Source organism: Pseudomonas sp. P4795 (assembly GCF_048822895.1).
Lineage (GTDB): Bacteria > Pseudomonadota > Gammaproteobacteria > Pseudomonadales > Pseudomonadaceae > Aquipseudomonas.
Map to the genome: position 1 here is coordinate 114,304 of NZ_JBMFBT010000003.1, position 26,237 is coordinate 140,540.

Genomic DNA, 26,237 nt, shown 5'->3' on the forward strand with positions numbered 1-26,237 from the left:
GACCCAAGAAGAATTACCGTTCCAGGAGGCTTGGATGCACAACGACGGGAAAGTAGTGCCTTTGCACAAGGCCACTACCGATCAGGCGAATCACTCGCCGCTCGCCCGCCTGCCTGTGATTCTGCTTCAGGTGCGCGACAAGGCTGCCCAGCAACTGCGCCAGGGCTTGCAGGAATTGTTCGATAATGCCGACGACACCCTGTTCGAAATGGCCGACCGCGCGCGCAACGACGTCGAACAGAACATCTTCTTCGAAGCCATGCGCGACCTGCGCCTCAAGCGCAAAAACATCGAGCGTGGCTTTCTCGAGCAATTCTTCGAGGCCTTCGTCGGCCTCACCCAATACGATTTCACTCAGCACGCGTTGCCTGCGGCCCTGATGCCCGAGCAGAACCCGGCGCGCACCGACGACATGGAGCGCGCCGTTGCGATCGAGACCATGGTCGGCCGTGTGCTCAACCGTGACGGCTTCGCTCTCGACCAACTGACAGCGCGCCTGAATGCGTTGCTCGGCAAGACTCTCGACGGCCAGCACAACCCGCTGGGGCCGGCGATGCTCTGCGAATATTTCCTCAAGGCCGGGCGTGATCTGGGTGTGGAGATAAAGGTCAAACTGATCCTGCTCAAGTTGTTCGAGCGCTATGTGCTGACCCACACCGACCAGCTCTACGCCGAAGCCAATCAATTGCTGGTGGCCACAGGCGTGCTGCCGGAATTGAAACCGGCGCCCGCCCGGCGCGTGACTGACCGTGCCGCCGCCAGTGTGCAAACCGAGTCGGACGGCGCCGATCAGCCGCAGTCTGATGCCGGCGTGCAGGAAGTCTTCGCCGCGTTGCAGAAACTGCTGCTGCACGTACGCGGCAGTGTGGCGCCAACGCTTGAACCCAGTGCCCCCGCGCAACCGATTTCCTCCCGCGATTTGCTGCGCCTGCTCTCGCATTTGCAGCAATACGTACCGGCCCTGACTGCGGCGCAGGATGAGTTTGATCTGCGCAATCAGCTTGAACAGTTGCTCACGCGAGTCAGCGTCAAAAGCGGCAAGTCGCGTATCGTCGGGGGCGCCGATGAAGACGTGATCAACCTGGTAGCGATGGTGTTCGAGTGCATTCTCGACGATCACAACCTGCCGGACTCACTCAAAGCGTTAATCGCGCGATTGCAGATCCCGATGCTCAAAGTCGCGGTCATCGACAAAAGCTTCTTCAGCCGCAGCAGCCACCCGGCGCGGCGCCTGCTCAACGAAATCGCCGATGCGGCCATGGGTTGGGCCGATTGTCACGGTAGCAAGCGCGACAGTCTGTATCTGCGCATCGAGCAGGTGGTGCAGCGTCTGTTGACAGATTTTGTCGACGACCCGGCGATATTCTCCGAGCTGCTTGCCGACTTCCTCGCGTTCACCAGCGATGAGCGTCGCCGTAGCGAATTGCTTGAGCAACGTTTGCGGGACGCCGAGGAGGGCCGGGCGAAAACCGAGTTGGCCCGTCAGCGCGTCGAACAGGCGCTGAATCACGCACTGTTGGGCAAACGCTTGCCGGTCTCGGTCGTGAACTTCGTCGAGAACGCCTGGAGCAAGGTCTTGCTGCTGACACGTCTCAAACACGGTGACCAGTCTGCCGAATGGCACGCTGACGTGCAGACCATGCAGCAATTGATCTGGAGCGTACAGCCGCAGGATGACGCCGATTCCAGCCTGCGTCTGCTGGCATTGGTGCCGGGTTTGCTCAAGTCACTGCGTGACGGGCTGAGCAGCTCAGCGTTCGATCCGTTCGCCACCAGCGAATTTTTCAGTGAGCTGGAAGCGTTGCACGTACGTGCGCTGCAAGGCGCCGTCGAGCCGGGTCGAACCGATGCGGCGTTGATCGAGGTATCGCAGAAAATTGTTTTACGTCTGGCCGACGACGGCGCACAGGCACATTCATCCGCACTGCTGGCTCAGGACGACGCAGGGCTGCGTCAGGTGCAGCAATTGCGCCTCGGCAGTTGGGTGGTTTTTCAAGAAGACGAGGATCACACCTTGCGCTGCAAACTGGCGGCGATCATCGAGTCCACCGGCAAATACGTATTTGTCGATCGCACCGGAATGAAAGTGCTCGAACGTAACCGCACCAGCCTCGCCCTGGAATTCCGCCGTGGCGCAGTACGTACGCTGGACGACACCTCGCTATTCGACCGCGCGATGGAGTCGGTGCTGGTCAATCTGCGACGGCTCAATCACGCCAACTGATTCGCGCGCCGGGGGCCGATCACGGCATACTGGGCGCCAACACAGTCGGCGTTGAAGGAATCGGTATGCAGTTGGATCCCGCAAGCGGGTGGTGTCACGGCGTGCAGGCTTGCCCGTCGCCCAACTTCAATGAGCGCCCGGCGGGCGAAGTTTCCCTGTTGGTGATCCACAACATCAGCTTGCCGCCTGCGCAGTTCGCCACCGGCAAGGTGCAGGAATTTTTCCAGAATCGTCTGGATGTCACTGAGCATCCCTACTTTGCAGGGATCGCCGACATGCGCGTCTCAGCGCATTTTCTGATTGAACGTGACGGCAAGGTCACTCAGTTTGTCTCCTGTCTGGAGCGGGCCTGGCATGCCGGCGTGTCGAATTTCGACGGCCGCGAAACCTGTAACGATTTTTCCGTGGGCATCGAGCTCGAAGGTACCGATGATCTGCCGTTCACCGATGCGCAATATCAGGCGTTGACCGTGCTGACCCGTCAGCTGCAAACGGCGTTTCCGGCGATCACTGCCGAACGCATCTGCGGCCACAGCGACATCGCGCCCGGGCGCAAGACCGATCCGGGACCGGCATTCGACTGGGCGCGCTACCGCGCGGCCCTGGCAAAAGAGGAAGGACAATGAGTTTTCTGGTGTTACTGCTGGCGCTGTGGATCGAGAAATTCTCGGCCCTGCGCCATCGGGTTCAACGCGATGGCGGATGGATCCGCGAGCTGCACAAACTTGAAAGCGGCGGCTTGGCGAAGCAACCGTGGCTGGTGCTGACGATTCTGGTGTTGCTGCCGGTGGCGCTGCTCGGCTTGCTGCTGTTGGTGCTGGAGCCGGTGGCCTACGGCCTGCTGGCGTTGCCGGTGCATTTGCTGGTGGTGATTTACAGTCTGGGGCGCGGCGATCTGCTCGGCGGTCTCGGGCCGTTTCGCGATGCCTGGCGCCGTGAGGATCTGCAAGCGGCTGCGCATGTGGCCAAGCGTGATTTGAACATCTGCGCCGAGAGCGGCGAGCAACTGCTGGAGCAGGTGCAACGGCATTTGTTGTGGCAGGCCTATCAGAGCTTTTTCGCGGTGATCTTCTGGTATTTCCTGCTCGGCCCGGTGGCTGCGCTGAGTTATCGCCTGTTGGCGCTGGCCGAAGAGCATGCGCAAAACCCGGCGGTGGCCGAACGTGCAGCGCAGTTGCGCCACGCCTTCGACTGGATTCCGGTGCGATTGCTGGCGGCGAGTCTGGCGCTGGTGGGCAACTTCGTCGCGGTCAGCCGGGTGATGTTGCATGAGCTGCTGAACTGGAACATCAGCGCGGCGCAGTTGATCAACAAGGTCGGGCTGGTGGCCGGAGAAATTCCGCCAGCGGCGGTTGGTCCCGAAGGCATCACCACCCTTGATAGCCTGTGGGAACTGCTGCTGCGTGCGGCGGTGTTGTGGTATGCCGGGTTTGCGCTGTGGACGGTTCTGCCGTAGTTCATCGGTGCCGCGAGGGAGGCAATCTCCCTCGTTAACCTTAAGTTACAAAACCTCCCCCCGATTTGAGCTATACAGAGATAGCGCCCGATAGTGGCTATCTGCTGTCGCCCTGCGCCTGCCAATAAAAACAAGAAAAACCAAGGGAGACTTCCAGTGAAGAGCTTGCTCTATCCCGCCGTCTCGCTGATGAACCGCTTGAGCTTCGGCATGAAGTTCAGCCTGATCAGCGTGCTGTTCCTGATACCGATGCTGGTGACCAATTTCTATCTGGTGCGCGACTCCTATCGCGAGTTCCAGGGCACCCGCGTCGAATTGCAAAGCCTCGATCTGCTCGGCAGCAGCCTGTCCCTGCGCCGCGATCTGGAAACCCTGAACAATCTGGTGCAGATCGACGTCACCCTCGGCCAGTCCGGCAAGGCCGGCAACATCGAAGCCGAGATCAGCAGCCTTGAGCAGAACGTGCTGGCGCGCCTGCAAGGGCTGACGGCGATGACCGATGATGCCGAGCAGATCAAAGTTTTCGACGGCAAGCGCGATGAGATGGTTGCCGCGTTCAAGACCCAGCAAGCGGAAAACTCGCTGCAGAGCAAAAGTGCGCTGATCGGCAAACTGCTGAGCAATGCGCAGATCTTCAGCCAGATCATCGCCAGCCAGGCCGGTCTGAGTCGCGACAACCAGAGCGACATCCGCCAACTCAGCGAACTGGTGACCGCCGTCACCCCGGCCATCACCCAAGCCCTCGGCGAAGGCCGGGCGATGGGTTCGTATTCGTTGGGCCAGGGATTTCTCAACAGCTCATCCAGCACGCGTTTCGACGAGTTGCTGGTGCAAATCGAAAAACTTCAGGCTGAATACGCCCTGAAATTACAGGACGCCCTCGGTTCGAGCACAGCTGCGCGCGAGTCTCTCAGCACTGCGGCCGAAAGCAGCAAGGCGTCGCTGAAACAGGCTGGCACGCTAATCGAAGAGCAAGTGGTCATGGCCGAAACGCTCGATGCGCCGTGGCAGGGGTTTTACGATCAGCTCACCGGGCTGATGGCCCAGACCTATCAACTGAACGACGCGACCCTGAAATTCCTCGACACCCAGCTCCAGCAACGCCTGGCGCAAAACCGCACACACATGATCTTGCAGGCGTCGGCGTTGTCGGTGGTGTTCGTGCTGATTTTCTACCTGTACGGCGGCTTCTACGCTTCGACCCGCGCCACCCTGAAAAACCTCGGCGCGATGATGGACAAAGTCGCTGCGGGCGACATGACGGTGAACTTTCGCGCTACCAGCCGTGATGAACTTGGCGAATTGGGCGAAGTGTTCAACGGTACGGTGAAGAAAATCCATGACCTGATCGAACGCGTCGGCCACACCGTCGGCGAGGTCGAGCGTCAAGCCGGACAAGTGGAAAACGTCTCGGCGCAAAGCAATCAGGCGGTCGCTGGGCAGCGTAGCCAAATCGAGCAAGTGGCCACTGCGATGAACCAGATGTCGGCGACCTCGCAGGAAGTCGCACGCAGCGCGGCAGCGGCAGTCAGCAGCGCCCACAGCGTCAACGACGAAACCATCAACGGTCGCGGGTTGGTGGAGTCGCAGCAGGGCAGCATCGCGGCACTGGCCAGCGAGATCGATCAGTCGGTGCTGGTGATCAACCAGTTGGCCAGCGACAGCCAGTCGATCAGCCGTGTGCTGGAGGTGATCAAGAGCATCGCCGAGCAAACCAATCTGCTGGCGCTCAACGCGGCGATTGAAGCGGCACGGGCCGGTGAGCAGGGGCGTGGGTTTGCTGTAGTGGCGGACGAAGTTCGCACGCTGGCCAAACGCACGCAGCAATCGACCGAAGAAATTGAACAGATGATCGCCAAGCTGCATGGCGGCGTCGGCGCGGCGGTGAAAGCCATGGGCATCAGCCATCAGATGGCCAGTGGCACGGTGGGGCAGTCGGAAAAAGTACAACAGGCTTTGGAAAACATCCTCGGCGCGGTCGGCATGATCGTCGACCAGAACCAGCAGATCGCCGCAGCCGTGGAGCAGCAGACGGCAGTGGCGCATGACATTGATCAGAACATCGTCGAGATCAACCGCGCCGGTGAGCGCACGGCTGAAGGTGCGCATCAGACTGAAAATGCCAGCCGTGCGTTGTCGGCGCAGGTGGTGGAATTGAAACAGTTGATCAGCGCGTTCCGCGTCTGATCATCTGATTACCAGCCGAATACTGCGCAACTGTTGGCGGTGCTGACGGCCGCCAGTTGCTCAGGGCTGATATTCATCAACTCGGCCAGTGCCGTACAAATCGCTGGCAAATGCGCAGGCGTGTTGCGTACGCCGGGAAACATCGCCGGTGCCATGTCCGGCGAGTCGGTTTCCAGCACCACTGACTCCAGCGGCAAATCCACCAGCACCCGATGCATGCGCAATGCCTGCGGCCAGGTCGGGGCGCCGCCGAGACCGAGTTTGAAACCGAGCTTGATGTATTCGCGCGCTTCTTCGCGGCTGCCGGCGAAGGCGTGGATGATCCCGGCCCGTTTGAGTTTGAAGCGCTTGAGCGTGGCAATCACCGCCGCATGACTGCGTCGCACATGGATCAACGCCGGCAAGTCGAAGTCCGCCGCCCATTGCAGCTGCGCTTCGAACAAGGCCTGCTGACGTTCGCGGTCGAGGCTTTCGATGAAGTAATCCAGACCAATCTCGCCCACTGCACACAACTGCCGATGACCACGCAATCGCGTCAGCCAATCGCCCAAAGCATGCAAGTCTTCCGGCCGATGCTGATCGAGATAAACCGGATGCAAGCCAAAAGCCGCATACAGATCGGCATCGCTTTGCACCAGATCCCACACGCGTTGCCAGTTACCTTCATACACGCCCAGCACCACCATCCGCCGCACGCCGAGGGCGCGGCTCTGCGCCAGCAACGCCAAGCGATCGGCGTCGAAGTCGGGGAAATCCAGGTGGGTGTGGCTGTCGATCAGCTCCACGGCTCAGTCCCGGTGAATACGCTGCTTGAAGGTTCGCGCAATGGCCTGCACGCCAGGCTGATAGTCCGACTGCTCGATCGCCGCCAGCGCCAGTTGCAGCGCTTTGTCGGCAATTAACTGATGTTGCTGAGCCATGGCATTGACCGGCAGTGGCAGGAAGTCCAGCAACTGCGTGTCGCCAAACGTGCCGAGGCGCAGCGGGCGGGATTTGAGCGGGAAGTCGTGCAGCGCATCGAACACACCCTGCAACAGCACGTAGGAAGTGGTGACCAAAGCATCCGGCAAATGCCCGAGACGTTGCAGGAGTTCTTCCATCATTTGCTTGCCGCATTCACGGCTGAAGGATTCGGCGTGCTCGATCAGCACTTCGCCTTTGAAATCGACCAGCGCTTGTCTGAACCCGGCGGCACGTTCCTGGCTGATGCTCAACTCCGCTCGGGCACCGAGCAAAACGATTTGCTTGAGCTGCGGGTCGAGCAGACTTTCGGTCAGGTGCAGACTGGCTTCGCGGTCGTCGCTGACCACCGAGCAGAAATGCTCGGCGTCCATCACCCGGTCGATGGCGATCACCGGTAAACCTTTGGCTTGCAACTGGCGGTAACTGTCGTCAGCCGCCGGCAGGCAACTGGCGACGATCAATGCATCGCAGCGCCGCGCGCGGAACAGTTGCAGCAATTGCCGCTCGCTGTCCGGTGCATCGTCGGAGCTGGCAATCAGTAATTGATAGCCGCGCGCGCGGGCGCCTTGTTCCAGCAGCTTGGCAATCCGTGCGTAACTGGGGTTTTCCAGATCCGGCAGGATAAAACCCAAGGTGCGCGTGTGCCGACTGCGTAAACCGGCGGCTTGGGGATTGGGCGTAAAGCCATGTTGCTCGACCACGGCGCGCACGCGCTCGACGGTGGCGCTGCTGATGCGTTGCTGTTCGGCCTTGCCGTTGATGACGTAGCTGGCGGTGGTCACGGACACGCCGGCCAATCGAGCGATATCACTGAGTTTCAACCCGGGATTTCCTTGTGTTTTCGAGCTTGCCGCAACATTTTCGCCAATCCTACCCGATTCAGGCAGGCGACCATTGTCGCAGGCATCCGACAAGTTGGACTTCAAGGATGAGACATTATCGAGTAACTTGCCGATCAATCTAGATTAAACGTTTCAGCAGGCGTATTTTCTACGTTTTAGACGCCTTTGGCCGGTTCTGCCGCGAAACCGCCAAAACTGCCCCTTAACCGGAGGCAGCGCCTAAGCTGCAACCATTCAAAACAATACCTGGCGCCACATGACGCCAAAAAGGAGAACGCATGCTCGAGCTCACTATAGAGCAGATATCCATGGGCCAATCGGCTGTGGATAAACCCGCTGCGCTGCAACTGCTGGCCAACCATCTGGTCGCCGATGGTCTGGTCGCCGATGGTTATCTCGCCGGTTTGCAGGCACGCGAAGCCCAGGGCTCGACCTTTCTCGGCCAAGGTATTGCCATCCCCCACGGCACCCCGGACACCCGCGATCAGGTGTTTGCCACCGGCGTGCGCCTGATGCAGTTCCCCGAAGGTGTGGATTGGGGCGATGGTCAGATCGTCTATCTGGCGATCGGCATTGCGGCCAAGTCCGACGAACATTTGCGTCTGCTGCAACTGCTGACCCGCGCCCTCGGCGAGACCGATCTCGGTCAGGCCCTGCGCCGTGCGAGTTCGCCAGAAGCGCTGTTGAAACTGCTGCAAGGTGCGCCGCAGGAACTGGCCCTGGATGCACAGATGATCGGCCTCGGCGTTTCTGCCGACGATTTCGAAGAACTGGTCTGGCGCGGCGCACGTCTGTTGCGACAGGCCGATTGTGTGAGCAACGGTTTCGCCGCTGTGTTGCAGCAAGTCGAAGCACTGCCGCTGGGCGATGGCCTGTGGTGGCTGCACAGCGAGCAAACCGTGAAACGTCCGGGGCTGGCCTTTGTGACGCCAGACAAACCGATGCGCTACCTCGGCCAGCCGCTCAGCGGTCTGTTCTGCCTCGCCAGTCTGGGCGAAGCGCATCAGGCGCTGCTCGAACGCCTCTGCGCGTTGCTGATCGAAGGCCGAGGCCACGAATTGGGCCGCGCCACCAGCAGCCGCAAAGTCCTCGAAGTGCTCGGCGGCGAATTGCCGGCCGACTGGCCGAGCGCGCGGATTGCGCTGGCCAACGCCCACGGCTTGCATGCACGCCCGGCGAAAATCCTCGCGCAATTGGCGAAAAGTTTTGACGGTGAAATCCGTGTGCGCATCGTCGACGGTCAGGACAGCGCCGTATCGGTGAAAAGCCTGAGCAAACTGCTCAGCCTGGGCGCCCGTCGCGGTCAGGTGCTGGAACTGATTGCCGAACCGAGCATCGCCGCCGACGCCTTACCCGCACTGTTGGCCGCGATTGAAGAAGGCCTCGGTGAAGAAGTCGAGCCGCTGCCGGCCGTGAGCGAACAGCGTGAAGTCATCGCAGATATTGCTGAAGTGCTGATCGCCCCGGCGTCCGGCAGCCTGCTGCAAGCGATTCCCGCCGCACCGGGCATCGCCATTGGCCCGGCGCATATTCAAGTTCAACAAACCATCGATTACCCGTTGCGCGGCGAGTCGGCTGCCATTGAACGCGAGCGTCTCAAGCAAGCGCTGGCCGAGGTCCGCGGCGACATTCAAGGCCTGATCGAACGCAGCAAGGCCAAGGCCATCCGCGAGATCTTCATCACCCACCAGGAAATGCTCGACGACCCGGAACTCACCGACGAAGTCGACACCCGCCTCAAGCAAGGCGAGAGCGCTGAAGCGGCGTGGATGGCGGTGATCGAAGCTGCGGCCAAACAACAGGAATCGTTGCAGGACGCCTTGCTCGCCGAGCGTGCCGCCGACCTGCGCGACATCGGGCGCCGGGTGCTGGCGCAACTGTGCGGCGTGCAGACGCCGAACGAGCCTGAGCAACCGTACATTCTGGTGATGGACGAAGTCGGCCCCTCGGATGTGGCGCGACTTGATCCGGCGCGCGTGGCGGGGATTCTCACCGCACGCGGCGGCGCGACTGCGCACAGCGCGATTGTCGCCCGCGCCTTGGGGATTCCGGCGCTGGTTGGCGCTGGCGCAGCGGTGTTGCTGCTGGCGCCGGGCACGCCGTTGCTGCTCGACGGCCAGCGTGGACGGCTGCATGTAGACGCCGATGCGCCGACGCTGCAACGCGCTATCGTCGAACGCGACACGCGCGAGCAGCGCCTGAAAGCTGCCGCCGAACAACGCCATCAACCGGCGCACACCACCGACGGTCACGCGGTGGAAGTGTTCGCCAACATCGGCGAAAGCGCCGGGGTGATCAGCGCGGTCGAGCAGGGCGCCGAGGGCATTGGCCTGCTGCGCACTGAATTGATTTTCATGGCCCATCCGCAAGCGCCGGACGAGGCGACCCAGGAAGCCGAATACCGCCGCGTGCTCGATGGTCTGGCCGGGCGCCCGCTGGTGGTGCGCACACTCGATGTCGGCGGTGACAAACCGCTGCCGTATTGGCCAATTGCCAAGGAAGAAAACCCGTTCCTCGGCGTGCGCGGCATTCGCCTGACCTTGCAACGTCCGCAAATCATGGAAGCGCAACTGCGCGCCTTGCTGCGTGCTGCTGACAATCGCCCGCTGCGCATCATGTTCCCGATGGTCGGCAGCGTCGAAGAATGGCGTCAGGCCCGCGACATGACCGAGCGTCTGCGTCTGGAAATCCCGGTCGCCGATCTGCAACTGGGGATCATGATCGAAGTGCCGTCCGCCGCGCTGCTGGCGCCGGTGCTGGCCAAAGAGGTGGATTTCTTCAGCGTCGGCACCAACGATTTGACCCAATACACACTGGCCATCGACCGTGGGCATCCGACCCTTTCAGCGCAAGCCGATGGCTTGCACCCGGCGGTGCTGCAACTGATCGACATCACCGTGCGTGCGGCGCATGCCCATGGCAAATGGGTCGGCGTATGCGGCGAACTCGCGGCAGATCCGCTGGCAGTGCCGGTGCTGGTCGGCCTTGGCGTCGATGAGTTGAGCGTGTCCGGCCGCAGCATCGCCGAGGTCAAGGCGCGCATCCGCGAACTCAGCCTGACCCAGTCTCAAACCCTCGCTCAACAGGCCCTGGCCGTGGGCAGCGCCAGCGAAGTGCGCGCATTAGTGGAGGCCCTGTAATGGCCAAGATTCTCACCCTGACCCTCAACCCGGCGCTGGACCTCACGGTCGAGCTGGCGCGGCTTGAACCCGGTCAGGTCAATCGCAGCGACGAGATGCACAGCCACGCCGCCGGCAAAGGCGTGAACGTCGCGCAAGTGCTGGCCGACCTCGGCCATCAACTGACGGTCAGTGGTTTTCTCGGCGAAGACAATCTGCAAGCGTTCGAAAACCTGTTCGCCAAACGCGGATTTGTTGACGCGTTTATCCGCGTGCCCGGCGAGACCCGCAGCAACATCAAAGTTGCCGAACACGACGGGCGTATCACCGACATCAACGGCCCCGGCCCGACAGTCGATGCAGCGGCGCAACAGGCATTGCTTGAGCGTCTGCTGCAAATCGCTCCGGGCCACGATGCAGTGGTTGTCGCCGGCAGTTTGCCGCGCGGCGTCACCGCGCAGTGGCTGCGCGAGTTGATCGAGAAACTCAAAGCGCTGGGCCTCAACGTTGCGCTGGACACCAGCGGCGAAGCATTGCGTGAGGCACTCAAGGCTGGCCCGTGGCTGATCAAGCCGAATACCGAAGAACTCGCTGATGCGCTCGGCTGCGCAGTGGTTTCTCACGCGGCGCAGGCTGAAGCGGCCACTCGGCTGCACGCGCAAGGCATCGAGCATGTGGTGATTTCCCACGGTGCCGATGGCGTGAACTGGTTCAGTGTCGGCTCGGCACTGCATGCGTCGCCGCCCAAGGTCGCAGTCGCCAGCACCGTGGGTGCCGGGGATTCGCTGCTGGCCGGCATGCTCCACGGTTTGCTCAGCGCGGACACGCCCGAGCAGACGCTGCGCACGGCCACTGCAATTGCGGCGCTGGCGGTGACCCAGATTGGTTTCGGCATTCACGATGCAGCGCTGCTGGCGCCGCTCGAACAGGGCGTGCGTGTGCGCCCTCTGACAGAACAATAAGAGGGTTGGTCATGAAGTTAGCCATTGTCACGGCCTGCCCGAACGGCATGGTCACCAGTGTTCTTTGCGCCCGATTGCTTGACGCCGCCGCTCAGCGTCAGGGCTGGAGCACCAGCGTTGAAGTGGTCGATGCCGCGCATCCTGAACGTGAATTGTCGGCGGCCACGATTGCCGCGGCCGAGTGGGTGTTGCTGGTCGCCACTGGCACGGTAGACATGACTCGATTCGTCGGCAAACGCGTGTTCCAGATTGCCCCGGCGCAAGCGCTGCAAGATGTCGAAGCGGTGCTGCGTCGCGGTGCTGAAGAAGCTCAGGTTTACGTCGCTACAGAAGCCGCGCCAGTTGCGGTGGCACAGAACGCTCCGCGTCTGGTCGCGGTCACCGCATGCCCGACCGGTGTTGCTCACACCTTCATGGCCGCCGAAGCTTTGCAGCAAGCGGCCAAGCGTCTGGGCTATGAGTTGCAAGTCGAAACCCAAGGCTCGGTCGGTGCGCGCACTCCGTTGAGTGCGACGGCCATTGCCGAGGCTGACGTGGTGTTGCTGGCGGCGGATATCGACGTCGCCACCGAGCGTTTCGCCGGCAAGAAAATCTACCGCTGCGGCACCGGCATCGCCCTCAAACAGTCCGAAGCCACGCTGAAAAAAGCCTTGGCCGAAGGCGTGCAGGAAAGCGCTGCGAGCGACGGCAAGGCTCTGGTCAAACAAGAGAAAACCGGCGTCTACAAACACCTGCTGACCGGCGTGTCCTACATGCTGCCGATGGTCGTGGCGGGCGGTCTGATGATCGCGTTGTCGTTCGTGTTCGGCATCACCGCGTTCAAGGAAGAGGGCACGCTGGCGGCGGCGCTGATGCAGATCGGCGGCGAGACCGCGTTCAAGTTGATGGTGCCGTTACTCGCCGGTTACATCGCCTACTCGATTGCCGACCGTCCGGGCCTGGCGCCGGGGATGATTGGTGGCTTGCTCGCGAGCACGCTGGGCGCCGGATTCATCGGCGGCATCGTTGCCGGTTTTATCGCCGGTTATGCCGCGAAAGCGATCAGTCGTTATGTGTCGTTGCCGCAAAGTCTCGAAGCGTTGAAACCGATCCTGATCGTCCCGTTGTTCGCCAGCCTGTTTACCGGGCTGGTGATGATTTACGTGGTCGGCAAACCAGTCGCCGGGATGCTCGCGGCGCTCACGCATTTCCTCGACAGCATGGGCACCACCAACGCGATTCTGCTCGGGGTGCTGCTTGGCGGCATGATGTGCGTCGACCTTGGCGGGCCGATCAACAAGGCCGCGTATGCGTTCTCGGTAGGGCTGCTGGCCTCGCAGAGTTACGCGCCGATGGCCGCGACCATGGCCGCCGGCATGGTGCCGCCAATCGGACTCGGTATCGCTACGTTCATCGCGCGGCGCAAGTTCGCGCAGAGCGAGCGCGAGGCAGGTAAAGCGGCGTTTGTGCTGGGGCTGTGTTTTATCTCCGAAGGCGCGATTCCGTTTGCCGCGAAAGATCCGCTGCGGGTGATCCCTGCGAGCATTGCCGGCGGCGCGTTGACCGGGGCGCTGTCGATGTACTTCGGCTGCAAACTGATGGCGCCGCACGGTGGGCTGTTTGTATTGGCGATTCCGAATGCGATCAACCATGCGTTGCTGTATCTGCTGGCGATTGTTGCGGGGAGTTTGCTGACTGCGGTGGTGTATGCGGTGGTGAAACGGCCGGAAGCTGTCGAGTTGGCTCTGGAGCCTGCCAAGGCCTGAGGTGTCATCCGCGTTTCATGATCGCGTGCTTTAGTTCTCCTTTTGTCAGGGAGAACACCATGAGCGATTTCAATCTCGGCCGCCGACGTGTGATGCAAGCCGTCGGTGCCGGGCTGCTCATGCCGGGGCTGGCGCCGGCGGTGATTGCATCGGTCAAGGACCGCCCGCAACTCACCGACGGCGTGCAGTCCGGCGACCTGCTCGGCGATCGCGCGATGATCTGGAGCCGCAGCGACCGCCCCGCGCGCATGGTTGTCGAATGGGACACGCGCAGCCAGTTCGGCAACCCCCGGCGCATTGTCTCGCCACTCGCCGATGCCCGCACTGACTTCACCGCCCGCGTCGAGCTCACCGGTTTACCCGCCGATCAGGCGATTTTCTATCGCGTGTATTTCGAAGATGCGCAAACAGGCGTTGCCAGCGAACCATGGTTCGGCCACCTGCGCAGCGTGCCGACGATCAAGCGCGATATCCGCTTCGTCTGGAGCGGCGACACCGTCGGCCAGGGTTTCGGCATCAACCCGGACATCGGCGGCATGCGCATCTACGAAGCCATGCGTTTGCGGCTGCCGGACTTCTTTATCCACAGCGGCGACACCATCTACGCCGACGGCCCGGTGCCGGCTCAGTTAGTCACCGAAGGTGGTCGCGTGTGGCGCAACATCACCAGCGAAGCCAAGAGCAAAGTCGCGGAAACCCTCGACGACTATCGCGGCAACTACCGCTACAACCTGATGGACGAAAACATCCGCCGCTTCAACGCCGAAGTGCCGCAGATCTGGCAGTGGGACGATCATGAAGTGGTCAACAATTGGTCGCCAGGCAAGCAGCTCGATGAGCGTTATCGCGAGAAAGATATCCAAAAACTGGTGGGGCGTGCGCGTCAGGCCTGGCTCGAATATTCGCCGATGCGTTTGCAGGCTGCCAATGGCGGCGGGCGGATTTATCGCAAGCTGAGCTACGGGCCGCTGCTCGATGTGTTCGTGCTGGATATGCGCAGTTATCGCGAAGCGAATGATGACAATCTCGGCGCGGCGAAACCGTTCCTCGGGCGTGAGCAACTGGACTGGTTGAAGCAGGGGCTCAAGGGTTCCAAGGCGCAGTGGAAAGTCATCGCGGCTGACATGCCGATCGGCCTCGGCGTGCCGGATGGAGAAGTCAGCCCGGGTGTCGCGCGCTGGGAAGCGGTGGCCAACGGCGACCCCGGTCCGGCGCAGGGGCGTGAGCTGGAAATCGCTGAACTGCTGGGATTTCTGCGCGCGCAGCAGGTGCGCAATTTCGTATTTTTGACGGCAGACGTGCATTACTGCGCGGCGCACCACTATCACCCGGAGCGGGCGGCGTTCCAGGATTTCGAGCCGTTCTGGGAGTTTGTCGCGGGGCCGTTGAATGCCGGGAGTTTCGGGCCTAATCCGCTGGATAAGACGTTTGGGCCCGAGGTGGTGTTCGAGAAGGCGCCGTCGGTGCAGAACATGTCGCCGTTTGCCGGGTTTCAGTTTTTTGGCGAGGTGAACATTGAGGGTGTGAGCGGGGAGATGAGTGTGGTGTTGCGGGATCTGGATGGGGTGGCTGTGTTTGAGCAGAAATTGCAGCCGGTTTGATCTGGTTGAAGATCAAAAGCTAAAAGCCCCTCACCCCAGCCCTCTCCCGGAGGGAGAGGGAGCTTACCGAGGTGTCTGGCGTTATACATCGACCTGAAAAACTGAGTTGATTATGGATTCCGCACGAGGCCTTCAGGTCGATGTATTTCTGCAGCATCCCACGGTCGGTCCCCTCTACCTCTGGGCGGTCCGACGTTTCGGGAGGGCTAGGGTGAGGGCAGCCTTTGGATCATGGCTGCGATCTGCGCAGCGCCGCAATCCGCATAATCTGCTCCAACACATCCCCCATCTGCCCAATCGCCTCAAGATTGCTGAACCGCACCACCTCAATTCCCAGCCCCTGAAGAAAAAGCGTACGCCGTCGATCATGAATAACCCCTGCTGTCTCGAAGTGCTGACCGCCATCCAGCTCAACAGCCAGTTTCAATTCAACACAGTAAAAATCCAGCACGTACGGCGGACAGGGAAACTGCCGTCGAAACTTCAGATCGTCGAGTTGTCGTGAGCGCAGTTTTTGCGAGAGCAGGTGTTCGCAGTCGGTTTGGTTGATGCGCAGTTGGCGGGCGAATTGGGCGAGGGTGGGGCGGGGTGGCATGCTTCACGGTCCTTGTGAAGGTGGGTTGAGATTTCACTCTAGACCAGTTCCCCTCACCCCAGCCCTCTCCCGGGGGAGAGGGAGCTGACCGAAGTGTCTCAGGTTGTGTATCGACCTGAAATACCGAGTTGAATATGGAATCCACAAAGCAACATCAAGACGATTTCGGATTCAGTTCAGATCTTTCACGTCGGCGTAGTCCCGCAGCATCCCCCAATCAGTCCCCTCTCCCCCCGGGAGAGGGCTAGGGTGAGGGTAAATTCCGAAACAGGATCACCATCCCAAGTCCTCAGCAGATCCGCTTCAACATCAGTAGACGTCGCGGCGATAGCGGCCTTGTTCGATGAGGCGTTGTACTTCGGCAGAGCCGAGGATGTCATTCAGCACTTGGTCAACACCCGAAGCCATCCCTTGCAGACTCCCGCAGATATAAATAACCGCGCCATCCGCCAACCACTTCTTCAACTCCTCAGCCGACTCGCGCAAGCGATCCTGCACATAAATCTTCTCCACCTGATCCCGCGAAAACGCCAGATCCAGCCGCTCCAGATCGCCATTGATCAGCCACTCTTCCAGCTCCGCTCGGCAGAGGAAGTCCTGCGCCCGATTACGCTCACCGAACAGTAACCAGTGCCGCTGTTGGCCATCGGCTATCCGGGCCTTGAGCAAGCTGCGCAGCCCTGCCAGACCCGTGCCGTTGCCCAGCAAAATCATCGGCAGCGGTTCGTTCGGCAGATGGAATCCGCTGTTGCGCCGTACGCGCAGGCTGATGCTGCCGCCCACCGGCGCATGCTCGGTCAACCAGCCGGAACAGATGCCGAGGTTGCCGTCGGCATGCTGTTCCTGACGCACGATCAATTCGAGGACGCCGTCGGCGGCGATCGAGGCGATCGAGTATTCGCGCATCGTCAGCGGGACCATCGCATCGACCAACGACTGGGCATGCAGCCCGACAAGGTGCGCGCGGTGTTCGGGCAACTGGCGGGTGGCGAGGGCGACTTCCAGCGGTTCTTCGAGGCCGTTGAGCTTGACCAGGGTTTCGCCGCGAATGCCCAGGCCATCGAGGAAATGCTCGACGATCCACGGGCAATTGCGTGGCAACACTTCCACCAGATCACCGGCCAGCCAACTGCTGGTGCTCGGCGCGCTCAAGCCCAGCAGATAGACCGGCGCACCGCTGCTGTCAGGGTTCATCAAGTCGCGACGCACCAGCGTCCAGTTGTCGTAGCTCGGTGCTTGCCAGGTGTCGACCGGTGCTTGCCCGGTGAGAAGGGCGAGTTGGGTTTGCCAGTGACGCAGGGCATACGGATCACCGCTGTCGACCTCGACCGGGGCGAATAAGGTCTTGCCGCCGTGTTCGCCGAGCCATTGATGCAGGCGTCGGGCGAAGCCGCAGAAGTTTTCATACTGACGATCGCCGAGGCCAAGTACTGCGTAATTCAGGCTGTCGAAGGTCGAGGCCTTGCTCAGCACTTTGCGCTCAAAACCACGAGCGCTGTCCGGCGCATCGCCGTCGCCGAAGGTGCTGACTACGAACAGCGCGTTGCTCGAATCACGCAGATCCTGTTCGCTGACATTCGCCAGTGGCTGCACCTTCACCGGCAACCCGGCCGCCTGCAATTGACCGGCGGTCTGCCACGCCAGTTGTTCGGCAAAACCGCTCTGACTGGCGAAACCGATCAGCCATGCAGGCGCATCGCCGGTCGATTGATCGAAGCCTTTGCGCGCGTCTTTGACCTGCTTTTTCTTGCGCCGACGATCCAGATACAGCAGCCAGCCAGTGATGAAAAACAGCGGCATGCACACGGCGGCGAGGGTAATGATGATGCGGCCGACCAGGCCGAAATAGCTGCCGACGTGCAGCGCATAAATGCTGGTCAACAGCTGCGCCTTGAAGCTCTTGTCGGCGTAACGATCCACGCGTTTGACCACGCCGGTGGCCGGGTCGAGAGTGATCTGATTCAGCGCGCGATCATGCGGCGAGCTGTCGAGCAGGTAGAACACGGTCGCCGGTTGCCCGGCCACGGCTGGCATGCGGATGTTGTAGGCCGACAGGCCCGGGCCAGCAGTGCTGTAGATGCTGCTCCACATCGCTGCGTAATCGGCGGTCGGCGCCGGGCCTTCAGGTCCCGGGCCGCGACCACCGCGTACGCGCTCGTTTTGCGGCGCATCGGAAAGCAATTTGGTCAGGCCTTTGTTGTACCACTCGTACGACCAGGACAACCCGGTCAACGCCAGCAGCAGATACACCAGCAGGCACCAGGTACCGGCCACCGAGTGCAGGTCCCAGTTGAAGTTGCGGCCTTTTTTCTTCCAGTCCAGCGTCAGCCACACGCGCCAGCTGTTCCACTGACGCGGCCAGCGCAGGTACAGACCGGACAGGCAGAAGAACAGCAGAATCAGCGTACAGGCGCCGGTGATGTTGCGTCCGGTATCACCCATGGCGAGGAAGCGGTGCAGCTGCAGCATCAGGCCGAAGAAATCCTGGCCGACCGCGTCACCCTTGAACTCGGCGGTGTACGGATCGAAGTAGCGCATCTCGCCACGACGTTCCCCCTTGGGCGGGGTGAAGAATACTTTCGCCGCGTTGCCGCTGTCGGTTTCGACCCAGAGCATCGCGACTTTTTTGCCGGAAGCTGCTTCGATGTGCTCCACCAGCTCAACCGGTGGCAGCACGCCGGCGACCTGCTTCTCGACCTGCAGCACCGAGGGATTCAATGCGCGCAGGATTTCATCCTGAAACGAATAGGCAGCGCCGGTGATGCCCATCAGGGCCAGCACCAGTCCGGCAGTGATGCCAAAAAACCAGTGCAACTGGAACAGGGTTTTCTTCAACACGTCGCTTGCCTTGTTCGTCGAAAGTTGTTTTCACGGCGCGCATTATGCCGTGGGTTGGCGAGAAGCTTATTGATTACGCACAAAAGCCCCGTTCAATTGAATGAACGGGGCCTGCTTGTGTAGGAGCTGCCGAAGGCTGCGATCTTTTGATTTTTGTTTTCAACATCAAAAGCAAGATCAAAAGATCGCAGCCTGCGGCAGCTCCTACAGTTTTCGTTAGAAGTGGAAGTTGGTGCTCAACAGTGCCGTACGGCCCGCCGCCTGGTTGGCGAAGTGGGTCGAGAAGGCTTTGTCGTAATAGTTTTCGTTGGTCAGGTTCTGCACGTTGAGTTGCAGATCGACGTTTTTGGTCAGCTTGTACGCGGCCATCGCGTCGTAGCGAACATACGAATCAACCATCGTGGTGTTGGCCACACTGCCGAACACGTCATCCACATAGAACGCACCGCCACCGATGGTCAGCTTCGGCGTGACCTGGTAAGTGGTCCACAGGCTGGCGCTGTTTTTCGGGGTGTTTGGCAGTTGGTTGCCGTTGTTGGCTTTGTTGGCCGGCAGGTCACCACCATCCACTTGCTCGCTGTCCATGTAGGCGTAACCGGCGAACACCTGCCACTTGTCAGTGATCTTGCCGCTGGCCGACAGTTCGACACCTTGCACGCGGGTCTTGCCGGCGTTCTCGTAGGACGTGGTATCGACTTGCACGCGCGCGTTTTCTTTCTCGGTGCGGAAGATGTCAGCGGTCAGCGACAGGCGATCATTGAGCAGATCCCACTTGGTGCCGATTTCGTAGTTTTTGGTGGTTTCCGGCTCCATGTCGCTCTTGAGCAGGTTGCCACTACGATCCGGCGTGCCGCCCAGCGGGTTGCCTTCCTGACCTTCGCCGAGGGTATTGCCCGGTGGCGTCGCGGAAGTGGCGTAAGAGGCATAGATGCTGCCGTTTTCTGCCGGCTTGTAAACCACGCCGAACTGACCGGTGACGAACTCGCTGGTGTCCGCGCCTTTGGACGTGGTGCGGCCAGCGCCGTTGTAAGTCTTGTAGCCGGTTTCGAAGTGGTCGTAACGCAGACCCATGTTCACCAGCCATTGCTCGGACAGTTCCAGGGTGTTGAACGCATACAGCGCGTAAGTATCGGACTGGGTGTCGGTGCCAGCGTAGTTGCGCGAAATCGCGCCATTCCACGGATCGTTCGGGTTCGGGTTCGACAGCGAGGTGCAGTTGTAGCCGCTGGATGCGCCGATCAATCCCGGGTTGCAATTGGTGGTCACAGCGCTGGTGCGTGGCGTGGTGTCAGTGTTGACGTTGTACGAGGACTTCTGACTTTCCTCACGGGTGTATTCGACACCGGTGGAGAAGCTGTTCTTGAAGCCGGCGACGTAGAAGTTGCCGAACAGGTCAGTCTGATTGGTGGTGGTCTCGGTGTTGCTCACCCGAGTATTCGCCCGCCGCCAGACGCTGCCGTTGTTGACGTTGCCTTTGCTGTCGTCCGGCTGCGTGAGGATGTAATCCTGCATGCTGGTGCCGTGGCGCAGGGTGTTCTTGATCGTCAGCGAGTCGCTCAGATCATGCTCGATGGCAAAGGTCGCGGTGTCGGTGCGACCCTTGCGGAAGTCGCGACCCAGACCATAGAAATTGTCGTGATCGCCACCGGCATTCGGCTTGTCCGGGTTGGACTTGGTGCGTGCCGCCGAGCCAGCCGCTGGAATGCTGTAAGGGATACCCGAATCCGGGGTGTCGTTGCTTTCGAGGTGGTAGTAATCGAGGTTGACGCGGGTGTCGGTGCCGAGGCCGAACGCCAGGGACGGCGCAATGCCCCAACGGTCGTAATCGACCTTGTCACGACCGGCGACGTTGCTCTCGTGGCTCATCAGGTTCAGACGGCCGGCAGCGCTGTCGCTGAACTGATAGTTGCCGTCCATGGTGTAACGCTGGGTCTGGTCGGAACCCCAGGTGAAACCACCGTCGAACGAGTTGCCCAGGTGGGCTTTTTTGCTCACCAGGTTGATGCTGCCGCCAGCCGCGCCGCGACCGCCGATGGCGGAGTTCGGGCCTTTGCTGACTTCGATGTTTTCCACAGCGAAGATCTCGCGGCTCTGCGAACCGGTGTCACGCACGCCATCGAGGTAGGTGTCGCCCTGAGCGTCGAAACCACGAATGAACGGACGGTCGCCCTGTGGATTGCCGCCTTCACCGGCGCCGAAGGTAATGCCCGGCACGGTGCGCAGCGCGTCCTGCATGTTCAGGGCGCCGGTGTCTTTCAAGACTTGTTGCGGAATCACGGTAACCGAGCGCGGCGTGTCGATCAGCGGAGCGGTGTACTTGGGCGAGGAGGCTTTTTCGACCTGGTAGGACGTCGCGTCCTGGGCTTCGCCGGTGATGGCGGTGGCGTCCAGGGCGATGGCATTGCCGGAGGCTTTGCTGTCGGTCTTTTCGGCGGCGAACACCATGTGGCCTGCGGAGCCGGCAGTGATAGCAACACCGATTGCAGAGGCGAGCAGACGTGGTGAACTGACCGGTAATTGTGCTTGTAGACGTGCCATTTTTATTCCCCTCCCCAAGGATTTGAGGCGGCGGAATATAGGTCAAACAAGTATCTGTATCAATTGCGAAATATTGTTATTCGCGACAAATTTACATTCTTTACAATTTAACCTTACGGTTTTTGCCGGTTCATCCGTCTGCCGGGTTTTACACAGACAATAAGAATCAATACCATTGCCGCTCTTTTGCCATCAGGGGTCATCGCCATGCTGCTGCACATTCCCGGTCTGTTCGAAAAAGACGAAGTGCAGCGTATCCGCGAGGCTCTGCAGCAAGCCGACTGGGCCGATGGCAAGATCACCGCCGGCTATCAATCGGCCAAGGCCAAGCACAATCTGCAACTGCCTGAAGGCCACCCGCTGGCCAAGGAAATCGGTGCGGCGATGCTTGAACGTCTGTGGAAAAATCCGCTGTTCATGTCCGCCGCACTGCCGCACAAAGTATTCCCGCCGTTACTCAACTGCTACACGGCGGGCGGTAGTTTCGATTTTCATATCGACAATGCGGTGCGCCAGCCCAAGGGCAGCCCCGAGCGCGTGCGCACCGATCTGTCGGCCACGCTGTTCTTCAGCGAGCCTGAGGATTACGACGGCGGTGAGCTGGAGATTCAGGACACTTTCGGCACTCGACAGGTGAAACTGCCCGCCGGTGACATGGTGTTGTACCCCGGCACCAGCCTGCACAAGGTCAACGCCGTCACCCGTGGCGCGCGGTTTGCCTCGTTCTTCTGGACGCAAAGTCTGGTGCGCGAGGACAGCCAGCGGGCCTTGCTGTTCGAGATGGATGGGGCAATCCAGCAACTGACGCAGGACATGCCAGATCATCCGTCACTGATCCGCCTTACCGGCACTTATCACAACTTGTTGCGCCGCTGGGTCGAGGTATGAGTTTTCAACTGCGCCGCGAGGAAATCCTCGACGGCGAACAGCTCAAAGCCATGCTCGAAGAAAGCCCGGCACGTGCGGCACAGGCGATTTTGATCGCCTCCACAGAAGGTGTGCTGGATGCTCAGGCGCTGCTAGGGCAGATCCTGCTGGACGGGCAAGGCATCGCGCAGGATCAACCGCTGGCCGTGCGTTGGTTCGAGATTGCCGCCAAGCGTGGGCACTTGATGGCGCGCAACATGCTCGGTCGTTGCCATGAGCAGGGCTGGGGTTGCGTCTCTGATGCTTCAATAGCTGCAAGGCATTATCGTCAAGCTGCTGAAGCGGGACTGGATTGGGCGATGTATAACTATGCCAATCTCTTGGCCACTGGTCGTGGAGTGATCAAGGATCAAGTGCAAGCCTTGACTCTCTATCGCCGCGCAGCTGAACTCGGCCATGCCAAATCGATGAACCTCTTGGGGCGGTATCTGGAAGAGGGTCTGGGCTGTTCGGTCGATTCCATAGCTGCGCACGACTGGTATCGCCGTTCCGCTGAAGCAGGGGATTTTCGTGGCCAGTTCAGCTACGCCAGTATCCTGATTGACCAGAAAAGGATCGAGGAGAGTCTGGCATGGTATCGCCGCGCGATGCTTGGCGGAAATCTTGCGTTTCTGAAGGTTGCGACTCAGGCATTGATGAGCGCGACGGACCCTCGTGTTCAGGCATTGGCCGAGGAATATCAACAAAGGTCGAAGTTGTTAAGCAACTCTTTGAACGTTCCTGTTGCATAGTCTCAGCTTGACTGTAAATGCGTTTAAGTCTGATTTTCTACGGTCTGCAGTATTAATTCGCTATTTTTGATTGAACTAATACATTTGGATTTAGGTTGGTGATTTGAGGTTTGTGTTTTCTCGGATAGTCTTTGTTCGAGACTAAAGGTTGTTCTGGTCTTTATTCTTTTCGGTTTTATTTTTTGACTAATTAATGGAGTAGTTATGTCTAATGGTTTTTTGTGGGGGGGATGCGTTAAATAATGCAACGCCCGAAGAAGTAACAAAGTTCGCCGCTGCAGCCCCTAGGCTGTTTACTCAAGGTTCTGTCGGAACACTTGATGGATCCACTCGTGACTCGGGGTTGTTGCTGACTAAAAAACAAGTAATTGATCTGCGCAAATATGAGGCCGCCGGTCTGGCGTTGCCCTATACCCTGGAGGATGTCAGGGACTATCTACGCTTTGGTGCAGGTCAGGATGGTGGCCCAGGACTGAGCCCTGCCGACTTTCTGGCTACTTTTTTGAATACCCGAAATCATGCCAGGCGCTGGTCGCCACTGCGCGAGCGGATCATGATGACGGGGCGTGGTCTTAAGGAGTTTGCCAGTAGCATGGTGAACTATGGCGCTTCGATGAAAGAGGTCTATAGCGAAGTAAAAGCCTCGGGACTCTTGGAAAAGCATAATGTTAGGACGCTGGAGCAGTTGAAACAACTGCAGCTTGAACTGGGTGATAAATTTCCGGGTATTGAACTGGAAGAGGATACCATCAGTACACTCGATTATTACTTGAGGCGTATTTTTGAAAAAATTGATTTCAATCTACAAGAGGTGGGTAGTATCAAGAAAGACCTTGATATGTTTGGCTATGATCTGCGCGAACACATCTTGCCAGGTATAAAGCTGAGAGTCGGTCTGATCGAAAATAGTTCTTTGGCGGAAGACGTTAAACAGCTGAAAGCGGTGATCGATGAGCGTGCAAAAGAAATCGATATCAAAAATACTGAGTACAAGGCCGCTGTTCAAGAAGCCCTGAAAGCTGCTGCGGGAATGAATATTGTCGGGCTGGCGATGGCCATTTATATGGGGGTGGAGGCGGAAAACATTCGCGCCCGGCGCAACGAGCTATACGCCGAACAAGAAAAGGACATTCTGATTCTTACAAACAAGAACCAGACCCTGGGATCGCTGGCGCGGGTCAAGCATGATCTGCAAAGTCTGATGATTGTCGCAATCGACGCCGATGTAGCCACGCAAAATCTGATGTATGTCTGGAGCGTTCTGCATCGGAGCATCATGAACTCTACTGGCGCGGTTGGCCGTATCGAGGACGCATTGGGTCTCAGAATTTTCATGTCTGAATTCGCAGAAGTCGTTGATCCATGGGTGCAGATCAAAACGGATTCGGACCAGTTGATTGAGGTGTTCAAAGAGGCGGACGAAGAATACGAGCGTAATTACGGAAACACATCGCGTTCGATGGCGTTCACTGCATCGTTTCAACACACTTACCCGGAACTCGACTTGGTTGCGCTCAGGGATAGTCATTCACAGATGAGCGAGCATCGCACGCAGGCGCAAGTATGGCGGGTAAAGCTGGATTACCTCCCCGATCTGTTTGATCGCTTCAATCGACTTGTCCAAGGCGTCGGTCAAGGCGCCATTGGACTGCAAACTGCAGCCTTTGAAAGCAGTGATCAATTAGACACTGGCCTGCGACGTCTGGACAGGCTCGAGAAGATGTTCGAAGAGGAAAACGACGCTCAGGAGATCGAAGAGATCAACACTCAACGCCAACGGCTATTGAACGACGTTGCAGACGCGATTGGCCTGCAAGCCACTCAAGTACGCAAGTGCCTGAAAGAAATCAGCGATACGTTCGACATGCGCTTAACGCGGGGTTACATCACCGAATTTGAACGTGATGAAGTGCTGGCAAAAGCGGAAGTCGTCGTCTTGAAAGGAAAATTGGAAATCCTTAAGGAAGAGCGCAAGCTTGTTATCGACGCTATCGAGACTTTGGAAAAGAAAGGTATTGAGGAGCTTGGCAAAGATATCGCATTGACGGTCGATAAGGTGATAGCACTGGGCCTGACACCGCCGCAAGTCGCGGTGGTGATGTTAGCTATCGATCAGCTCAAAAAGACCATTGGTAATATCGGCGAAGGCATTCGTTTTCTGGATATGGTTCGGGAAAGCGACAAGCTGCAAGGCAAAATCGCGGCACTCGACAACGAAATCAATCTTCAAGACGGTGTGGTCAGTGCCTCGGCCGGCAAGATCAGATACCTGCAAGCTCTTCACTCGATTGAAGAACAACGCAAAATCCACGTAGCGAGTTACAGTCCGGCGATTAGCGCTTTTGAACTTTTCCAGACCGCTACCGACAAGAGTTCCTTCACCGATGATGACGTTCGCAGCGCCACGTTCAAGGCGCAAGCGAAATTGTTCATTGCATTCCTTACTCCTGTTTCGGTCCCTAACCGCTAGGTTGGGCTGAGCACTCCATCGATCCGTGTTAATCGAGGTGCAATGGCATATCGGTTAACACGGTTAGCCAAACGAGAGCTGGTCGTTGGCCATTGATGGTTTACCATGTTTGAGGAAACACAGATGCTTGAGTATTTATTGGCAGAAAAGAATTTTGCCACCTTGAAGCAATACGTTGATTTTTTGAATGAGCTGCCCGCTGCGTTGATGGAAATCAATCGATTCTCCGATGCCATCGCCCGAACCGGGCACACCATGTTGCCGCCACCCAATGCTCAGGCATTGAGCCAGGTGGCGTCCGCCAACGAACTATGCTGGCGGGCGATCGGCATCACCGTGCCTTTGTTGGGCAATACATCCGCCCGGATATTGCACGACGTGAGCAGTTTCATCAGCGAGTTTGAAGCTGTTGTCTCCGTCACGCAGAATCGACGATTGCCCATTTCCGTGATTGATCCACAACAGTTCACTGTCGTGAGATCCGCCGATTGGGGAAGTGCCCCTCGTGCAGATGTGATTGATATTCTGCGCGAACTCGATGCTCGGTTGGGTTCTTGCCAACGTGCTGTGTCGGATTTCAAATCGCAAGTGACAAGTCTCGCTGAATCGATCCATGGCATTTTTGTTCGCTTTATCGAATCGCTGACGATGCCACTGTGCAGTTGCGACGGCCCAACCCCTAAGATCGAAGTCTATTACGGTTTGGGTCGAATCGGTCTACCGGGTATGGGCTATGATCCAGGCCAACCGTATTCGGAAGAGCGACGACAGGCGATGGCCAGAGAGCATGTCAGGCGGTTGTTCGATCTTCGTCGGCGTGCCGGTGTGGCAGCAAGCAATCTCGGCGATTTCTGTTATCGATGGGTATACATGCTGGATGAAGCGAAACGAACTTTGCGAACTCACCATCCCCATCAGACGATGGCTCGTGCCAAGGCTTCGCTGCCGCTGGTCATTGGCTCGCTTGATGAAATCAAAGGCATGTCCGAACAATTGGTTCAAATGGCAAAGACGCTCTAAAAAAAAGCCCATGACACGT

At 59.2% G+C, this 26,237-nt stretch carries 16 protein-coding genes and 1 pseudogene; 12 read left to right on the forward strand and 5 right to left on the reverse strand.

From position 1 onward, the window contains the following. Positions 1-34 precede the first annotated feature (34 nt). From ACOI8A_RS09135 to ACOI8A_RS09150, 4 genes are all read left to right on the forward strand, one after another. Entirely contained in the window at positions 35-2,224 is a 2,190-nt protein-coding gene (locus tag ACOI8A_RS09135; protein WP_420647566.1) for a DUF1631 domain-containing protein, read from the forward strand. 65 nt (positions 2,225-2,289) lie between these two features. Beyond that, entirely contained in the window at positions 2,290-2,850 is a 561-nt protein-coding gene (gene ampD, locus ACOI8A_RS09140) for a 1,6-anhydro-N-acetylmuramyl-L-alanine amidase AmpD (protein WP_420647567.1), read from the forward strand. Beyond that, complete coding sequence (gene ampE / locus ACOI8A_RS09145) at positions 2,847-3,680, forward strand: regulatory signaling modulator protein AmpE (protein WP_420651498.1); 834 nt, start codon at positions 2,847-2,849, stop codon at positions 3,678-3,680. The genes ampD and ampE overlap by 4 nt, the downstream gene beginning before the upstream one ends. 156 nt (positions 3,681-3,836) lie before the next feature. Then, positions 3,837-5,867: a methyl-accepting chemotaxis protein gene (locus tag ACOI8A_RS09150; RefSeq protein ID WP_420647569.1), complete on the forward strand. Its 2,031-nt coding sequence runs from the start codon at positions 3,837-3,839 to the stop codon at positions 5,865-5,867. Between the two features lie 8 nt (positions 5,868-5,875). Here the strand turns inward: ACOI8A_RS09150 and ACOI8A_RS09155 are convergent, their stop codons facing one another. Both ACOI8A_RS09155 and cra read right to left on the reverse strand, forming a co-directional pair. Beyond that, positions 5,876-6,652 carry a TatD family hydrolase gene (locus ACOI8A_RS09155; protein WP_420647570.1) on the reverse strand — a complete coding sequence of 259 codons (777 nt, stop codon included), beginning with the start codon at positions 6,650-6,652 and terminating at the stop codon, positions 5,876-5,878. 3 nt (positions 6,653-6,655) lie between these two features. Beyond that, positions 6,656-7,770: pseudogene (cra, locus tag ACOI8A_RS09160) on the reverse strand (catabolite repressor/activator). A gap of 180 nt (positions 7,771-7,950) precedes the next feature. Between cra and ptsP the strand changes: the two are divergent. From ptsP to ACOI8A_RS09180, 4 genes are read left to right on the forward strand one after another with little or no spacing between them, the layout of a single operon-like run. After that, a complete protein-coding gene (ptsP, locus tag ACOI8A_RS09165; RefSeq protein ID WP_420647572.1) occupies positions 7,951-10,812 on the forward strand; it encodes a phosphoenolpyruvate--protein phosphotransferase in 2,862 nt (953 codons plus the stop codon). Then, entirely contained in the window at positions 10,812-11,753 is a 942-nt protein-coding gene (pfkB, locus tag ACOI8A_RS09170; RefSeq protein WP_420647573.1) for a 1-phosphofructokinase, read from the forward strand. Before ptsP ends, pfkB begins: the two co-directional genes overlap by 1 nt. Before the next feature lie 11 nt (positions 11,754-11,764). Continuing rightward, positions 11,765-13,498 carry a PTS fructose-like transporter subunit IIB gene (locus tag ACOI8A_RS09175; RefSeq protein WP_420647574.1) on the forward strand — a complete coding sequence of 578 codons (1,734 nt, stop codon included), beginning with the start codon at positions 11,765-11,767 and terminating at the stop codon, positions 13,496-13,498. A 59-nt stretch (positions 13,499-13,557) separates the two neighbouring features. Next, positions 13,558-15,099 (forward strand): alkaline phosphatase D family protein, encoded by a 1,542-nt coding sequence (locus ACOI8A_RS09180; RefSeq protein ID WP_420647575.1) that lies wholly within the window; start codon positions 13,558-13,560, stop codon positions 15,097-15,099. A gap of 229 nt (positions 15,100-15,328) precedes the next feature. Here ACOI8A_RS09180 and ACOI8A_RS09185 read toward each other — a convergent pair whose 3' ends face one another. From ACOI8A_RS09185 to ACOI8A_RS09195, 3 genes are all read right to left on the reverse strand, one after another. Continuing rightward, positions 15,329-15,694 (reverse strand): endonuclease domain-containing protein, encoded by a 366-nt coding sequence (locus tag ACOI8A_RS09185; protein WP_420647576.1) that lies wholly within the window; start codon positions 15,692-15,694, stop codon positions 15,329-15,331. Positions 15,695-16,003: 309 nt separating this feature from the next. Next, positions 16,004-18,532, reverse strand: coding sequence for a PepSY domain-containing protein (locus ACOI8A_RS09190; protein WP_420647577.1), 2,529 nt, complete (start codon positions 18,530-18,532; stop codon positions 16,004-16,006). A 216-nt stretch (positions 18,533-18,748) separates the two neighbouring features. After that, positions 18,749-21,070 (reverse strand): TonB-dependent receptor, encoded by a 2,322-nt coding sequence (locus tag ACOI8A_RS09195; protein WP_420647578.1) that lies wholly within the window; start codon positions 21,068-21,070, stop codon positions 18,749-18,751. A gap of 207 nt (positions 21,071-21,277) precedes the next feature. Between ACOI8A_RS09195 and ACOI8A_RS09200 the strand changes: the two genes are divergently transcribed. The 4 genes from ACOI8A_RS09200 (at position 21,278) to ACOI8A_RS09215 (ending at position 26,218) form a co-directional block, all read left to right on the forward strand. Beyond that, the gene (locus tag ACOI8A_RS09200; protein WP_420647579.1) at positions 21,278-21,958 is read left to right on the forward strand and encodes a Fe2+-dependent dioxygenase; all 681 of its coding nucleotides are present in this window, start codon (positions 21,278-21,280) and stop codon (positions 21,956-21,958) included. Continuing rightward, positions 21,955-22,728 carry a tetratricopeptide repeat protein gene (locus ACOI8A_RS09205; protein WP_420647580.1) on the forward strand — a complete coding sequence of 258 codons (774 nt, stop codon included), beginning with the start codon at positions 21,955-21,957 and terminating at the stop codon, positions 22,726-22,728. The genes ACOI8A_RS09200 and ACOI8A_RS09205 overlap by 4 nt, the downstream gene beginning before the upstream one ends. Before the next feature lie 211 nt (positions 22,729-22,939). Then, the gene (locus ACOI8A_RS09210) at positions 22,940-25,198 is read left to right on the forward strand and encodes an alpha-xenorhabdolysin family binary toxin subunit A (RefSeq protein ID WP_420647581.1); all 2,259 of its coding nucleotides are present in this window, start codon (positions 22,940-22,942) and stop codon (positions 25,196-25,198) included. Between the two features lie 123 nt (positions 25,199-25,321). Further along, positions 25,322-26,218, forward strand: a complete 897-nt coding sequence (locus ACOI8A_RS09215; protein ID WP_420647582.1) for a hypothetical protein — start codon at positions 25,322-25,324, stop codon at positions 26,216-26,218. The last annotated feature ends 19 nt before the right edge of the window (positions 26,219-26,237 follow it).